Here is a 17,321-nt window from a genome sequence, read left to right as displayed (position 1 = left end):
TGCCATCGGGTCATCGGAGAGAAGGGCTGGCCAACGTTCATCGACCGGAGTCGAGAGTCCATGAAATTGATGCAATGGATGTTGCTTCTGTTCGGGATGGGATGGTCCATTCCGGTGATGGCGGTCTCACCGTCGTTCGACTGTGCCAAGGCCAGGTTGCCGGTGGAGGTGCTGATCTGTGGGGATGAAAATCTTTCCCGACTCGACGGGGCGATGGGCCGCGCCTATTCCAGGAAAAAAAAGGAGGCGGGGGCGGATCAGGAGGAAAAACTGCGACAGGAACAGCGGCAATGGTTGGCCGATCGCCTGGAGCGCTGTGGTATCCCCGACAGGCAGGGGGCGGCGCTCGACGATGCCAAGGGAGCGGTTCGATGTCTTGAAGAAATGTACCAGGGACGGATCGGCGTATTGAACATTGGCGTTGCCGCACCTGCCGCGCCCGCCAAACCCGAGGCCACTCCGCGAATCGAATGGGCCAAACCGCGGGGAGAGACCAAACAGGTGCGGCAGGTGACGGTTCGGTTCACCCATCCCATGGTTCCCCTGGGCGACCCGCGCCTTGAGGATCCGTTCATTGTCCAGTGTCCCGCGAAGGGCAAGGGACGCTGGGTCGATGGGCGCAACTGGGTCTACGACTTCGAGCAGGACCTGTCCGCCGGTCTTCAATGTTCATTCCAGTTGAAGGATTCGGTGAAGTCGCTCGATGGTCTTTCACTCTCTGGGGAAAGAAATTTCTCATTTTCGACAGGTGGACCGGAAATCATTTTTTCGCAGCCGTGGCGCATGATCGAGGAAGATCAGGTGTTTCTCCTCGGGTTGGATGCCCCTGCCGATCCGGCATCGATCGAAGCGTTGGTTCATTGTCAGGCAGGCGGCATCGCCGAGAAAATCGAGGTTCGTGTTCTGTCCACCGAGGAAGTGGCGCCCCTGATCCAGGCCTCCGATGAACTGGTCCAGTTTTTCTTGAGCCGGGGGATCGCGGCTTTGGACCAGAATCAGGCCACCACTCCGGGAGCGACCGAGGTGGGGAACGATTCTCATCGGATGCGTCAGTTTCTGAAAACCCCCGGCGCCCCGATCGCAGGGGTCCAATGCAAGCGTCGATTACCTCCGGGAAGTGATGTTTCACTGATATGGAGCGCGGGTGTCCGTTCGCGATCCGGGGTGGCCAGGGTGAAGGATCAGGTGCAACGGTTCAAAGTTCGGGAGCCGTTCCTGGCCGAATTGACCTGTGGCAGGGTCAACAAGGATGCCAATTGTCTGCCACTTGTCTCCCTGGAAGTGAATTTCAATGCCCCGGTGTTGCGGGCAGTGGCGGAACAAATGATCCTCAAGGGGCCGGATGTCGCACGGCATCCCGTTGTCGTGGATGATGATTCCGGCGCCCAGTTGGTCACGAGGGTTTATTTTCCCCCGCCGTTTCCGGAAAAGCAGGAATTGCTTTTGGAACTGCCGACCGGCTTCAAGGATGATTCAGGACGCGAGCTTGAAAATATGAGTTCGTTCCCAATGAAAATTGTCATCGATGAAATGCCCCCATTGGCCAAGTTTCCCGCGCAATTCGGCATCATCGAGGCCGCTTCGGAACCGGCGCTTCCCGTGACGGTGCGCCATTTGGAATCGATCGTCGCCGCGGATCCCGGCCATCCCGTTGCCGTCTCCGAGGGGGGCACGGAGACCGCCGAAATCCGTGGTCGCATCTTCAAGGTGACCAATCCAGTCGATTTTCCTGCCTGGATCCGCCGCATCGATCGAAAGTTTGGCGATGAGTCGGTTTTTTCAGAGAAACAAATTCCTTCCCTGTCCACGTTTGTCCTTCCCAAACCCAATGGCGCCAAGGAATTCGAAGTCATGGGCATTCCCCTGCCCGGGCCGGGATTTTATGTGGTGGAACTGGCGAGCCATCGTCTGGGAGCGGCACTGCATGGTCAACCCAGACCCTATTATGTCCAGGCAGCCGCCCTGGTCACCAATCTGGCGGGACATTTTTTCCACGGCAGGGAATCCTCCCTGGTGTGGGTGACGGCGCTTGACAGCGGTCGTCCCGTCGCCGGGGCCGAGGTGACGGTTTCCGATTGTTCCGGCAAGGTGTACGCCCAGGGAACAAGTGACGGGGAGGGGCGGTTTTTCATTCAGAAGGAATTGCCCCAGCCCGACACGATTGCCGAATGTTCCGGTGGATCGCGGGCTTATCTGGTGACCTCCCGCCTTGGCGAGGATGTCACATTCGTCATGTCGGACTGGAACAAGGGCATCCAAAGTTGGCAATTCGATCTGCCGGGGCCGATGACCGCCAAACCGCATCGCGTGTACACGATTCTTGATCGCAGCCTGTTTCGCGCCGGGGAAACGGTCCACATGAAACATCTGTTCCGGCGGCATGAGCGCTCGGGCTTCGCTTTTCAGGACAGGAATTCCCTTCCCACCAAGGGAACGCTGCGTCATGCGGGTGGGACGGTCGAATACCCCTTGACCCTTTCCTGGGATGCGACAGGCGTGGCCGAATCCCGGTTCGAGATTCCGAAGGAGGCGCGGTTGGGGACCTATGAAATCATGATGGATGGTGTTTCGAGTGGCAGTTTCCGTGTCGAAGCCTTTCGTGTACCTCTGATGCGGGGTGTCGTCAAGCCGGTCGCCGTCGATCTGGTCGATCCGCTCCGGTCGGAATTGGATGTCCAGGTGAATTATTTGGCCGGAGGGGCGGCAGGGCATGCCCCCATCCGGATTCGCGGGATGATTTCCCCAAGGGAGGTGACTTTTCCGGGATATGAGGAATTTACGTGGGCCAATGGGGCAGTCGAACCGGGACGGACGGGTGATGGAGAGGCGTCTGCCGCCGAAGAGACCGCCGACCTGGTGGAAGGGGACCAGACCCGTTCGTTGCCGGTCATTTCGACTCAACTCGATGCCGCGGGTGGCGGAAGGGTGTCCCTGGAAGGATGGAAAAAAATCGCGGCGCCCAAAAGTCTCCTGGCGGAGATGGAATACCGCGACCCCAATGGCGAAATCCTGGTTTCCTCGGCGCGGATGAATCTGTGGCCTTCACCGGTGGTCGTCGGCATCAAATCGGTTGGCTGGATCGGGAAAACGGAAGAAATTCGCCTCCAGGTGGCGACGCTTGATCCCTCCGGCAAGCCCCGGGAAGGTTTGGTTGTGCGGGTCGATCTTTTGCAACGTAAAACATTCAGTCATAGAAAACGTTTATTGGGCGGCTTTTATTCCTATGATCATCATGAGGAGGTGACGCCGATCAAGGAATTCTGTTCCGGGAAGAGTGATGCCCTGGGCCGATTGTTTTGCGAGGGGGTTCCGCCCGGATCCGGGAATCTGATTCTTCAGGCCCGGGTTGTCGATGAGGCGGGCCATGTCGGGGAGGTTCATGATGACCTGTGGGTCCATGATGATTCGGACGAGACCTGGTTTCATACCCGGGATGGCGACCGGATGGATCTTGTTCCCGAGAAACGGCGTTACGAACCGGGAGAAGAGGCCCTATTGCAGGCGCGGCTGCCGTTTCAGGAGGCGACGGCCCTGGTGGTCGTTGCCCGGGAAGGGGTGATGGATACCTATGTCCAACCGCTTTCGCGCCGGTCGCCACGGGTTTCGCTGCCGATTCTGGGCCATTATGGACCGAATGTCTTTGTGGCGGTGATGGCGGTCCGGGGACGCAGTGGCGAATCGCAACCGACGGCATTGGTCGATCTGGGACGGCCCTCCTTGCGTTTGGGCATGACGCAACTGGAGGTGGGCTACCGCGATTATGAACTCAAGGTTGGGGTCGGCGCGGATCGGACGGTCTACAAGACGCGCGAATCGGCGGAGGTGACGGTGGTGGTCCATCGCGCCAGCGGCAAACCGCTTCCCCCAGGGGGCGAGATCGCTCTGGCGGCGGTCGATGAAGGGTTGTTGGAATTGTTGCCGAATGGCAGTTGGCAACTTTTGGAACACATGATGGCGCCGCGCGGCATGGAGGTGGAGGCGGCGACGGGGATGGGGCATGTGGTGGGACGGCGTCATTTCGGCAAGAAGGCCCTTCCTCATGGCGGCGGTGGTGGCCGGGGCCTGTCCCGGGAGTTGTTCGATACGCTGTTGTTCTGGCAGGGGCGGATCCAACTGGACGCCGATGGCAGGGCGCGGGCGAAGATTCCGTTGAACGATTCCATCACCTCTTTTCGCATCGTCGCGGTCGCGACCGCCGGGGCCGATTTGTTCGGCACCGGGGAGACCAGCATTCGTGTGTCACGCGATGTTGTATTGTTTTCGGGTCTGCCGCCACTGGTGCGGGCGGGTGATCGGTTCCAGGGTGGATTCACCATTCGCAATGCCGGAGAAAAACCGGTCCAGGGAAAAATCGCGGCCAGCACCACGGCGGAAGGGCGGGTGGAAACGCTTCCCCCCCAGGAGGTGGCCCTGGCTCCGGGCGAGGCGAGGGAGGTGTTCTGGGACGTGAAGGTTCCCGATGTCGCATCGCTGTCCTGGGAGGTCGTGGCGGACATGGGGGGGGTCGGTGATCGCCTCAAGGTGCAACAGGAGGTCATCCCCGCGGTTGCGGTGCGTGTGTTACAGACGACCCTGTCGCAGCTGGAAAACGAGGCGACAATGGCATGGGCAAAGCCCGAGGGCGCCCTTCCGGGACGGGGTGGCGTGGGGGTTTCGCTGACGGCAAGCCTCGCCTCGGGGCTGACGGGTGTGATTTCCTACATGCGGGACTACCCTTACACCTGCATGGAACAGAGGGTTTCCCGGGCGATTGCCCTGGAGGACCTGGAACTTTGGGGCAAGGCCATGGCAGCGCTTCCCAGCCATCTGGATTCGGAGGGGCTGGTCAAATTTTTTCCGCAAATGTCCTGGGGCAGCGAATCCTTGACCAGTTATCTTCTGGCCGTGGCGGATGAAGCGCGGTGGACGATTCCCGATGCGACGCTGGCTGCGATGAAGAAGGGATTGCTTGGTTTCGTCGAGGGGCGGATACGACGGGATTCGGGATACAGGGTTGCCGATTCAACCTTGCGCCGTGTTGCTGCCATGGCGGCGCTGTCGCGGTATGGTGCGCTGACCGCCAATCATGCCGGCGCCGTCACCGTCGATCCCGCGCATTGGCCAACATCGACGGTATTGGATTGGATCGATCTTCTGAACCGGGAGCCGTGGCCAGACCGTGAGGCGTCTCGCCGGGAAGCCTTGGATGTTTTGCGTACACGCATGAACTTTTCGGGCGGCTCCATGAGATTCTCGACGGAAAATGGCGATTATCTGTGGTGGCTGATGGTCTCGCCCGATGTCAATGCCAATCGGGCGGTATTGACGGTGTTGGCGGATGCGGGCTGGAAAGAGGATGTGGGACGGATGATGCGGGGCAGTTTGTCGCGGCAGCGGCGGGGCCATTGGAACACCAGTGTCGCCAATGCCTGGGGGACGTTGGCGGTTCGTCGTTTTTCGGAGGTGTTCGAAAAGGAAAAGGTTTCGGGGACGAGTACGAGTTCGTTTGCTTCCGATGGGAAAACGATCGACTGGTCGGTCCAACCCCAGGGGGGAACGGTGCAGCACCCGTGGTCCGAGGGACCGGCCTCTCTGGTGGTTCATCATGAGGGAAAAGGAAAACCATGGCTGATGGTGGAAAGCAGGGCGGCGGTGATGCTGACGGAACCCCTGTTGTCCGGGTATCAGGTCAAGAGAACGGTGACCGCGTTGGAGCGTCAAAAGGAAGGTGAATGGCATCGTGGCGACCTGTACCGGGTACGTCTGGAACTGGACGCGCAGGCCGATATGAGTTGGGTGGTGGTCATGGATCCGGTTCCCGCGGGGAGTGTGGTGTTGGGGAGTGGTTTGGGCAAGGATTCACGGATGATGACTGCCGGGGAGCAATCCCGGGGGTGGGTCTGGCCGGCCATGACCGAGCGCACCTTCGACTCGTACCGTGTCTATTATGAATGGGTTCCCAAAGGAGGATGGCAGGTGGAATATACGGTGCGTTTGAATACCGCGGGCACGTTCCAACTGCCTCCGACCCGGGTGGAGGCGATGTATTCCCCGGAAATTTTTTCCGAAGTTCCCAACGACACCATGACCGTGTTGCCATGAATGGGGTTGGTTCTCAAAAGCGGATCATGCACGGACGGAATCCCATGAAAAGTCCTTGTCCGGTATCGCCCGAATCAACGGTTGCCAACAGTGTTTGCAACCAATCCAGGGTATCCGCTGAATGGGGATCGCCGGGGGCAGATGGGCGATCTGTCAAAGCGGACGCCAACGAGACTTTCAGTTCCATGGATCGATCAACGTAACTCAATCGTTCGAAACCGGCGGACAGCAATGATTCAAACTGGTTGGAAAGATTGGCAATCGATGCCCGCTTTCCTTTGGGTAGAGGAAAAAAACCCTGTCCTGTCCGATTGAGGGTGCGTATGAAAACAAACCGCCCTCCAGGTTTGAGGCAATCGAAAACGGTCGAAAGAAAAGATGCGGTTTCCGGGACAGACCAGTCCACGGTGGCGGCGACCCAATCGAAACATGCCGCGGCGCAAGAGGGCATCGAGAGGATTTCATGACCATCCGGTTTGGTGGTGTCCGTGGCCGACACGGATGACATGAATTTTATTTTCCCGCGGAATGGTCCAGGTTTCATTGCCGTGAATTTCTTTTCGCTCCATCCGAGAAAGAGTCCATGGTCTTCATCAAGATTCAACCGTCCCAATTGGGCCATTCGTTCCAGGTCATCAATGGAAATCAAACAATTCCCTCCATCCTGTGTCCCATGAGGAAGGACATGAAACCGTTGTCGATTGACTTCCGAAATACCGGGATGCGTTGTACGGGTCATTTTGGATACCGTTCGGTCACGTACTGGTTTCTGGAAAAAAATCACTCCCGAAGTATCGATCGCCACGATCGGGGAGAATGGTGACTACGGCATCGCCGCTGCCATAGTCCGCGGCGATTCTTGCAGCGGCATGGACCATTGCGCCGGATGACGGACCGCAGAGAACCCCGCAGCGGCGCGCCAGTTTTACGACCATCTCATAACCTTGTTCTTCGGAAACGGCGATCGTGTCATCGATAAGTTCCTGATCCAGGTTTCGGGGAATGAACGGCGGGCCGATGCCGTGAATCTGGGATCCGGTGACGGGACCACCGGAGAATCGACGCAGGGTATCCGGTTCAACAAGAACGCAACGAATTTTTGGATTCAACTGTTTCAATGCCCTTGCAACTCCGGTGAATGTTCCGCCCGAACCATATCCATGTACAAAAGCGCACAGGTTATGACCGAGGTCATCGAAGATCTCTTGCGCCGTGGTATGGACGTGGATTTGGGGATTGGCTGGATTGGTGAATTGTTGGGGCAGGAAATAACGGTCTGGGTTTTCTTTTTGGATGGATTCCGCCAGGCGCACAGCCTCGTTGAAATTTTCCGTCAAGATGGTTTGCGCCCCCAAGGCCCGGGCCACACGGGCAATTGCTCCCGCCATATCCCGCTCGACAAGGATCCAGACTTTGTATCCCTTGACCGCGCCCACCATGCTCAGTCCCAGTCCGGTATTGCCGCTGGTTGGTTCCACGATGGTCATGCCGGGCCGGAGACGACCGGTCCGTTCGGCCTCTTCGACCATTGCCAGGGCTGGTCGTTCCTTGACGCTACCCATGGGATTGAGAAACTCCGCCTTGCCATAGAGAATCGCCTTCATTTCCGGGAACAGGGGACCGAGATTCAGCAATGGGGTATTGCCGACAAGATCCAGGACTGTATTGGCAATCATCCCAAAAGCTCCGTGGCGTTCGACAGAAAGTCATCCAATCGATGAACCAGGGCGAACCCCTCCTGCAACGTTTCTCCGGTCATGTCGCGAATTTCCTCCTGGGTTCGGGAGGGGCTGCCGGGATTTCCCGTGGCGTTGACGATAAAGTGAACATGAAAATCACGGTCATGGGCATCACGGGCAGTGGATTCGCAACAAAACTGGGTCATGAAACCACAAATGGTGACCGTATCCGCTTTCAACGAGGTCAGCAATCGGGACAGATCCGTGTTGACGAACGCAGAGTAACGATTTTTTGTTATTGTCATCGCAGTGATGGGACGGTGGAGGTCATCCATGAATTCGACCTCATCACTTCCCTGGACAAAGTTGAACGTACCATCACTCTGACCTGAAAAATCATACATTCTTCCCGTATCCGACCCGTCGTGCAGGTGCATATGCCGCACAAAAACGATACCTTTGTTTCGTTCTTCGAACGATCGCACAAGTGTGTTTATTTTTTCCAGAGTGGAATGAACTTCGGGACAATAAAGCACCGAATCTGGATCCGAGTAGATTTTCTGGGCATCGATAACAAGAAGAATGTTATTCATGATTTTATTCCTTGATTTGTTGGTGTTTGAAAAGAGTTCGCTCCATCCTTGCAAAACAGTGCCCGAACCGCATTGAGGTCAACCTTGCCGGCGGCATTCATCGGCAATTGATTGACTATAAGAATACTTGATACATGTTGTTCTGGTGGAAGCAAGGAGTGAATATCCTGTAACAAGTCCTCGGGCGTTTTGGTGATGGATGGTTTCAATACCACAGCCGCAACCGGTATTGCGTCTTTTCCGGGCCGTTCGATTGCGACAACTTTGGCGGCTTCGAAGTTTTCGGTTTGCAGCATGGCGCGTTCGATGTCGGAGGTGAACACAACATGTCCATTTCGAATCATGCGATCCACGGTGCGACCAACGATATAGAAATAGCCATCCGGATCGATATGGCCAAGGTCTTCCGAAATAACCCGGTCGTCGTTGATTGCCTCCTGATTTAAATCACTTCTGTTTCTGTATTCCGAGAAATTACTGTCGGCAATACCACTGATGAGACCGATTTCCTGATTCTGCACTATTTCTCGTTTGTCGTTCAGAATGAACATGCGATCGGTGAGAAAGGGACGGCCAATGGATTTGGGACGACGTTCCACATCATCGGGATCGGTGATTGTGCCAAGACCTTCTGAATTTCCCCAGGATTCGATATAATCGCAATGAAGCCATTTTTTTGTTAATTTTTTCAACGTGACGGATGTTGGCGCGCCCATGGTAAGGATTTTCTCCGGGGCAGGCCATGGCAGACTCGATGCGATCCGGGCCTGGATCAATTGATCGACCTCACTGGGAAGCATGAAGGCCATGGAAACGGAATGTCGGCTTAACAGATCGTGGTAATTTATTTCACTGTGAAGAACGGGTGCAATGATGCTGGCGCCTGCAAGCATTGCCGCGGCGCTGAGAACCAAACCACCCGTATAATAAATCGGACGACTGATATAGATGGTCGAGGAGCGAACGATCGGTATTTCAAAGCACCAACCGATCAATTCGGACAAGATTGACAGATCGGTGCGAACGACCCCTTTGGGTTGTCCGGTCGTTCCCGAACTGTAGATGGTGCCCCAGATCTGGTCCAGGTATCTTGGATTGTAGTTTTCTGGATTCCGAAAAGGGGCTGGATCGAAGGTGGTCGGGGTTTGTTGGAGCATGCGATCGACCAGGATTTGATCGCAATCGATCTGCCGCGCTTTTTCCAGAAGTGTTTCATGGGTCAGCAACAGCGGACATTGGCAATCGTGGATCATGTTGGCCAGCAGATTTCCAGGGATGGCCACGTTCAAAATGACAACACTGTGTCCCTCGGACAGGATGGCGCATAACGATGCCAGATAGATCGGTTTATCGTCCATGAGCAGACCGATCGGTGTTTGTGGTTCAAGATGACGAGCACTCAGAACGGCGCGAATTTTTATGATCTTTTCCTGAATTTCCCGATAGGTGATGTGAAGATGTTCATTGATCAGCAGGGGTTTTTCCGGAGTATAGGTCGCCCAATGGCGAACGGCCTCGTGCAGAGAGAACCCCATGCGAATTCTTTCTTGTGCAGTTTTTGTACCCATTTGTCATCACCTGTTTTCAATTGATTCATGGTGCGGACGCGATTTTGTCAATGGTCATGGCTCAGTAGTTCTTTATGGACTTGATCACCAATAACCGCAATGGTATCAAGAAGACTTGTCAGAGTTTCGGCCTCGGTACGAAAATTAACGATACAGATGCGCAGTGCAAACTTATGATTCACGATGGCATTCGACGGATAGAACTTTCCATTGTTTTGGACGACCGTCATGAGCCTTTCATTGAGTTTGTTCAAATGAGACTCCCAACGTTCCGGTTCCGTGAAGACGACCTCTGGTATATAGCGAAAGCAACAAATGGACAGATTTGGCGGGGCCATGAGTTCGAATCGAGGATGTGCGGTCACGCAATCGGCAAAGAATTGTGTCAGTCGAACATCATGAAGTATTCGTTGCGCTATTGCTTTTCTGCCATGCGCCAAAAGGGAAAACCAGACCTTGAAGGCCTGGAAGCCCCGGCTCCATTGTGGTCCAAGATCGGACATGTCCACGCCGCTGCCGGTAAGTTCCTTGTCTTCGAAGACATAATCGCCATCCGAGGTAAACGAGTTGGCGGATTGTGACACCTGTCGGAACAGGACGATGCTCGCCGATTGCGGGACGTACATCCATTTGTGAGGATCGAAAGTGATCGAATCGGCCTTTTCGATTCCGCAAAACAGGGGTCGAAGCCCTTCAGCCAACAGCGCTGCCGCACCATAGGCGCCATCGACATGAAACCACATGCCATACCGGCGGGAGAGTTTGGCGAGTTCATCCAGTGGATCGATGGAACCCAGGGACGTGGTGCCGGCGGTGCCGACAAGGGCAAAGGGGACGTATCCATCGTTCAGGTCCTGCTCGATGGCTTCGGACAGATGAGAAAGACGCATTCGATGTTGATCATCCGTGGAAATTTTGCGCAGGGATCGCGTTCCCAGTCCAAGCATATCCACAGCCCGGTCGATGGTCACATGGGCACGTTCCGAGGCATAAAGCATGAGTCGTTGACCGCCGAACAGACCCGATTCACGGAGACCTTGTCCGCCCTTTTGGTCCCGGGCCACCTTCAGTGCGATGAAATTGGCCATGGCGCCACCGGAAACCGTGATCCCGCCGGCGGTGTCCGGAAGTCCGAACCGCCGGGCAAAAAAACGGATCAGATACAGTTCGATTTCCGTTGCGCCTGGTGAGAGTCGCCATGCGCCAAGATTCTGATTGAAGGCACTCGCCGCCAGATCGGCAAGGGTACCAGGAAGCGTTCCAATCCCCATGATGTACGCCAGGAAACCCGGATGGCCAGTATGAATGGAATGATCCACGAACAGGGTCTTCAGGTGATCCAGCAGCTGGTGGTCGGAAAGGGGTTCCTCCGGTATGGGACAGGTAACGGCATCCTTGACCTGTTCTGGCAACAAATGTCTGGTAACCGGCAGCGATGGCAGGCGTTCCAGGTGGGTGGCCCACAATTCGATGATCTGTCTCCCCAGGGTCCGAACCCGTTCCGGTGACCAATCCAGGATGCCGAACGGGGCCGGTTCTTTCAAATGATTGTTCATCTTGCGTTGTCCCCTGATATGGAATGGATCATCGCATTCGCTGTGGCGCCGTCGAAAAGGTGAATACGGAGATCTTTTTTCTTGAAAAGAGTCAGCAACCGTTCGGGATTGACCTGATATTCATGCATCATTTCCAGTGGATAACGAATGCAAAGCAATAAGAGCAACACTTTTTCCAGGTTCATGGTTTTCCAATGCCTGAAATAGTTTTGTTTGAATGGCGGACGATGACCAAGTCTTCTTCTTGCATCATTCAGGAATTGTTTGTAGCCCATGTCCAATTTTGTCAATAAAACATCAAACAGATCCGGGTGCAAGCTCACATAGGTGAGGATGTATGATGCATAATTGTTTCTGGCGCGATGTCGCTGTCGTGAATAATCAAAACGGCGGCAATAGTCTCTGAGAAGGATGAAAAACAGATGCATTTTTTTTGAATGATTGAATTTTTTGAAACGATCGACCATATCGGTAGGGCAGCGGGCAAAATGGTGAGAGCAGTCGAACAGTGTCTTGACATTTTCGAACAAGATGACAATCTCATCGGCATTCAATCGTTCTCCATGTCGATCGATACGGATTCGAATCATCTGATCGTTGACATTGATATGGAACTGGTGATGCACATTATAATGATTATCATTGAAAATAATATTCAACCAAGTAACAAACGAGTGAATTCGCGCCTGGCGTCCTTGCAGTCTTCGGGTCAGGGAAGGCAGTTCGATGAATTCGAACAGGCAATGATCATCAGACAGCCTTGCGAGTGACTTATGTTTTGACAGGGCCAGGTCAAGTTCAATTCTATTGGTCGAAACGCGCAGCAATCTGTTTTCATTGAGGGCGAATCGATTGGCAATCCGGAGTATTTGCTGTAATTTTGTTCCAGGAATGGGCTGTAATTGGAGCCAGTTGCCGCGAAGTTCCAGTTCAGATTGGTGTAGGACATTATGAATCTGGTGAATATTTATCGGATGATTGGAATACCTGAAAATAAGATCGTTCCATGTTCTCTCATTCAAGCCGATACCATGGGGACGTTGTGAATCTATTTCGTTTAATTTAGTGGAAATGTATGAAAAATATCTTTCTTTATCTGCAATGCCCACATGTGCGTAGACTCTTGATATAGTGGAAAACCAGGCATTAAGATGTTTCAAATAAACATCATAGATGCCATAATCATTCCTTGCAAGTCGATTGCAACACATTTTCCCAAGATCGTCATAGAGTTCAAAGACAGCGTCCAAGGAATTGCCGATCAATTGATGCGTCCATCCAGGAACAGCGTTGCAACAATCTGTTATCGCCAATTGAATCAGGTCGATCAATGGTGAGATAATGATCGAAACAACCCGATCCATGGATTGTAATGCTTCAAACCGACCAACCGTGCCCAATTCAATGAGGTCTTGGCGTTCCTGCATTGTATTGTTCAAAGCATCGATAAGACACGATAATGATTGTGACCATCGTGGGTTTGCGTGAAGAAAAGAATTGGACAAAATTTGAAATGAAAGATTTCCACCGCATGCTTCGACAAGGTGACGCCCCCCATCCTGCAATGGGTCGAATGAACGCAACCGGTCAAGAAAACCTGGATCCGATATGGCGCTGAGAAGCATGGCTTCGGTAATTTCACAGAATATATCCTGATGAATGGAACGATAAAACCTGAGAACAGAGAGCAGTTCCGAGAAATTTTGTTTTCCAGAAATACACTTATTGTTCAATAATTTCTGGATCATTTCCATTTTGGAGAAGGAGGAAGCGCAAAGAGCCAGTGGTTCCAAACGGGTCAGTTCAAGACGCGCCTCTTCTCCATACAGGTCGATCAGAAGTTGGCAAGCAGCCAGAGTGTGTTCCTGATCGGCTGTTGGTTCAGGAAGTGTTGTGGGGGTCCATGGCTGGCGAGGTCTCAATCGGTCCCGAAGGTGGATGAGTTGGAGCATTTCCGGTCGATCTGCCCATTGTTCCGGGTCAAGATCATGGAGGCCGACAATCCCTGAATCGACCAGTTGGAGAATGGTCCGATCCACCTCTTCCAGCCAGTTACCTATGGGGAATGTGTGCGACATGCCAGTGCGACGCCGAGGAAAGGTAGCGACATGTCTTTCAATCATCTTGTAATAGAATGAGACGGTTTCCTTGCATCCGCGATTTATTGACGTTTCCAATGCCGCCAGAACCGAAAGTAATGAGTTCACCTGAACTCTGACCGTCCGCCATTGCGGATCGGAACCTGTGGCATCGTTCGCCTGATGAAGCAGGACCTTCAGAGTGTTCAAGGACTGGAAGAGCGCTTCCTTCCTGTGATGATCGGCATCGAAATATGGTGCAATCCATTCCTCAATGCAATTCCCCATGAAATTAATTGTTGTCATTATCCTACGGTGGATTCCATGACGAAAGAAAACATGCGGTGTTGATGGTTGAGAACCGGATGGAGTATGGATTGTATTCATATCACGGAAATGGAAAAAATCGGCTGAAATCCATGCGGGTGATCTTGAAAGACATACTCCTGGTTGAACGGGCAGGTTTAGTAAAATTTTTCTATTGGCACAGGCCAGTAACCGACTGTTTTGCGGATCTGTTGCAATATGTTGATTGGGCCGGTCAAGAAAACGATGGAATTCATTTGTGTTCAGTAAAAAGACGTTTACTGAGTTTTCTCGGAATAAGATGGCGTAATGGTCCATGGTTGAACCGCTCATCACCACGACGCCGGCACAACGATCCTTATCTTTCTTGTCCATGTTGACATGGTCATGCCAGGCAGACTCGATGCTTTGAGAAAAAAGAATCCATCCTTTCGCAACCGCACCTGAATTTACAAGTGGTTCACCATGAATGATATGAATACCGCCATGATTTTCATTAATCTGTTGGATATAAGATTGGTTTGTCTTGCCGCGAATCATTGTTTGTCTTGCCTGAACAGCGTAAACTTTTGCTTCCTTTCCGATCCATTGTGTTGAACATGATGGAGGCGTTTGGACAAATGTCGCTTCAGGTTGATCCGGGTCATGATAATAGGTACTGATTGCGTTGTTATTTCCCTGAACAATCACTCCCGCCCCGAAGGCGCAGGAAATGGTAACCACATCCGCCCCGGTATTGGGCTCCATGGAAAAGGATAACACCGATACGGTGACATCCTGTGCGACAATGACCCACTCCATATCGACTGGATTGTCATTGAAGCCGTTTTTCATGACATTCCTGGTTTCAAGCGCAATCTTTTCAATCAAAGCGGGATGAAGCAGTGGGACCAGTTGTGCTTGAGATCCTGAAAGTGGAGACCCGATCATCTCCTGTATCAGAAAGGCGCCGAATATTGTTTGATGTTGGTTCTTCCAATTATATTCGGCAGGACAGGTATCTTCGGAAACATAATTTGGCAACAAATAACTTCCAGCCACCTGACCCATTGCGCGAGCCAGATCTGAAATCTCAACGTTCAAAATGGATCGAAAACGTCCCGCATTGGAACATTCGTTTGAATCTTCATTGGCGGAACTGCGAACCGCGATTCGAACATTGCCGAAAACACGGGCAATTCGGCGAAGTAGTTCCTCATGATTCGTCCGCAACCATCTGGGAAAGTCTTGTTCCACAATTTCCGCAAAAACATGATCTGACAGGTGATCAGTTGCGGACAATCTGGAATACTCATTTGAAATTGTTGAAATATATTCATTGAATATGCCTGCTCCGACCAATACGGTTGTCGGGGTCAGGGATGTATTCAAGAGCCAACTCAAGCGGAAACAATTGGTTCCCTTGTGTCCAAAATGTTCCGAGGTGACCGAATTCCGATCAGGATGTTCGGTTGGATGTTTAATAATTATGATCTGATTGCCTATCATCTGTTTATTATGTCGGCAAAAGATTACATGATATTTTGAGCAGCGATCATGATTGCAGCGATTGTTTTGCAATCTTCGATGTCGCCAATCCTTATTTTTTCAATCACGTCTTTCCATGGGAAAGTTTCTGTAAGAATATGTTCTCCAGGTTGCAGTTCTTGTTTTCCGGGAATGATTCCTTGGGCAAGATAAAGATGCAGATATTCTGTCAAGACATAGGGCGCACTATAAAATCCACCAAGCTTCTTCCATCTTGGAGCGACATCTCCTGTTTCCTCCTTTAATTCTCTTTTAGCGGCATCGAAGGGTAGTTCCATCGCTTCGATACCTCCCGCGGGCAGTTCAAGCAGCCATTTCTGGGCCGAATGTCGGAATTGACGTATCATTCTCACCTGTCCATCTTCCGTCAATGGAACAATAACAACCGAGTCTGAACTTGAGACCGTTGCACGTGGCAATCGATGTCCGTCTTGAAGAGCGACAGTTCGTTCCTTGATGCAATAGTCTCCAATGGTGTGTAAATCGCGTTCGTCCACAATGCATTCGGGTGGCGACAAGAATGGGTCGCTGGTCATTGGGGGAAAGGGAATGTACGACAGACCCGCCCTTTTTCCTTTCATTTGCGGCAAACTGATCTGCAAAAAAGGTCCCCGCGCCGCAGGAAGAACACCATGGGCTACCTGTGTACTGACATCATCCGGAAAGAAAAGGGTTGAGCGCAGAGAAAAATAGGCATGGCGCGGAGGTCCCATTTGTTGAACAGGGGGGCTGGAAAGGATTTGCCACGCCACATCCGGGTCGATGGTCCCATCGTGTTGTTTGATCCGGTCCTGAAGAACCTGGTAACGAAGTTCGGTTTGGAAAGACCCGATGGATGGTTCTGCCGGCGGTTTCAGGGAGCAATAATGATTCGTTGCCGTGATTGTATTGTTTTCAGGATGCCGAACCTCATGGCGATGACTGGTAAATTCAACAACCATGGCCGTCTCCCGGTTTGCAGCCAGCAAGTTGCCACTAAAGTTTCTCGGACTGGATGCAATGAAGGAAGGGACCTCCGAAACAGACGCGCATTTCTCCAAAAGATCCAGACCCATTTGTTTGATCGATTGACCCTGAAGATTTTTTTCCTCGATCAGGGTACCGATGAACTGGATGCCAATCACCAACCCCTCTTCGTTGATTCCTTCATAGGTGCCAACCTGTCCAGACCAGGTATGACAGAGGGTCATTTTCCGGTTGGGATCGCCTTGTCTGATGATGGTGACGGAATAGGGGCTGGAGTGGTCATCTTCATAGTCGTTGTTGCGCCCAACGATCATTCTCCCTCTGGTTGTTCCTGGACCATGAACGGCAAAGGCTGAACAATGTATATTTTCCCAGAAATCATCCAGGTAGTTCCATGAAAGCAGATGATCAAAATTGATTCCCGAACCATCCGCGATTCCCTTGATTTCTTCCTGAAACCGGGGTTGCGCTTGTTGATGGCAATGATGGGCAAATGTGATCAATTGATCCAGGTCCCAGCGATGACGATTCATTCCCCATCTTTTGACACAATGATCAAATGCGTCGTGAATTTCATGTTTCAGGTACTGGCCATGCTGTATACCCTGTTCATAGGGGGTTCCTTGAAGGTTGAGCACCTTGAAAGATAAGTTTGAAGTATCAATCGTCATGTCTGGTTCCCGGTCATCAAACTGCTGGAGCAGGTGTGATATTATTTAAATAATTAAGCGACTCATAACAAATAGCATCAAAAAAAATGAATTATTTATATAAGATTCTGTAATGATTATATTATCATATAAATACGATATTGATAATTGATTACCACGAAAATAGTTTATATGTCAAGAGAGAAAATTCGGTGACTCACTTTTCCTGTCACATGTGTTTTCAATAAGTATAAAAACGTGCGACTCCTTGAATGATAATTATACAAAAATATTTAGTTGTTTATTGAGAAAAAACG

8 protein-coding genes are annotated in these 17,321 nt (G+C 52.2%); 1 reads left to right on the top strand and 7 read right to left on the bottom strand.

The genetic code is table 11. The annotated features are described in order from the left end of the window. Positions 1-60 precede the first annotated feature (60 nt). Positions 61-6,081 carry a DUF1311 domain-containing protein gene (locus HQL76_03740; protein MBF0108270.1) on the top strand — a complete coding sequence of 2,007 codons (6,021 nt, stop codon included), beginning with the start codon at positions 61-63 and terminating at the stop codon, positions 6,079-6,081. A 13-nt stretch (positions 6,082-6,094) separates the two neighbouring features. On the opposite strand, the gene HQL76_03735 is transcribed toward HQL76_03740, so the two are convergent. From HQL76_03735 to HQL76_03705, 7 genes are all read right to left on the bottom strand, one after another. Next, entirely contained in the window at positions 6,095-6,730 is a 636-nt protein-coding gene (locus tag HQL76_03735) for a hypothetical protein (GenBank protein MBF0108269.1), read from the bottom strand. 106 nt (positions 6,731-6,836) lie between these two features. Then, the gene (locus HQL76_03730) at positions 6,837-7,757 is read right to left on the bottom strand and encodes a cysteine synthase family protein (protein ID MBF0108268.1); all 921 of its coding nucleotides are present in this window, start codon (positions 7,755-7,757) and stop codon (positions 6,837-6,839) included. Beyond that, positions 7,754-8,353 (bottom strand): cysteine hydrolase, encoded by a 600-nt coding sequence (locus HQL76_03725; protein MBF0108267.1) that lies wholly within the window; start codon positions 8,351-8,353, stop codon positions 7,754-7,756. The genes HQL76_03730 and HQL76_03725 overlap by 4 nt, the downstream gene beginning before the upstream one ends. Beyond that, positions 8,350-9,921, bottom strand: coding sequence for an acyl--CoA ligase (locus HQL76_03720; GenBank protein ID MBF0108266.1), 1,572 nt, complete (start codon positions 9,919-9,921; stop codon positions 8,350-8,352). Before HQL76_03720 ends, HQL76_03725 begins: the two co-directional genes overlap by 4 nt. A gap of 47 nt (positions 9,922-9,968) precedes the next feature. Beyond that, positions 9,969-11,477: an aminotransferase class V-fold PLP-dependent enzyme gene (locus HQL76_03715; protein ID MBF0108265.1), complete on the bottom strand. Its 1,509-nt coding sequence runs from the start codon at positions 11,475-11,477 to the stop codon at positions 9,969-9,971. Beyond that, positions 11,474-15,232, bottom strand: coding sequence for a hypothetical protein (locus HQL76_03710; GenBank protein MBF0108264.1), 3,759 nt, complete (start codon positions 15,230-15,232; stop codon positions 11,474-11,476). Before HQL76_03710 ends, HQL76_03715 begins: the two co-directional genes overlap by 4 nt. A gap of 140 nt (positions 15,233-15,372) precedes the next feature. Next, positions 15,373-17,025 (bottom strand): NUDIX domain-containing protein, encoded by a 1,653-nt coding sequence (locus HQL76_03705; GenBank protein MBF0108263.1) that lies wholly within the window; start codon positions 17,023-17,025, stop codon positions 15,373-15,375. Between the last annotated feature and the right edge of the window lie 296 nt (positions 17,026-17,321).

The organism is Magnetococcales bacterium (genome assembly GCA_015228815.1).
GTDB lineage: Bacteria > Pseudomonadota > Magnetococcia > Magnetococcales > UBA8363 > UBA8363.
The sequence above is the reverse complement of the archived record's forward strand: the minus strand, read 5'-3'. Positions and strand labels throughout refer to the sequence as shown.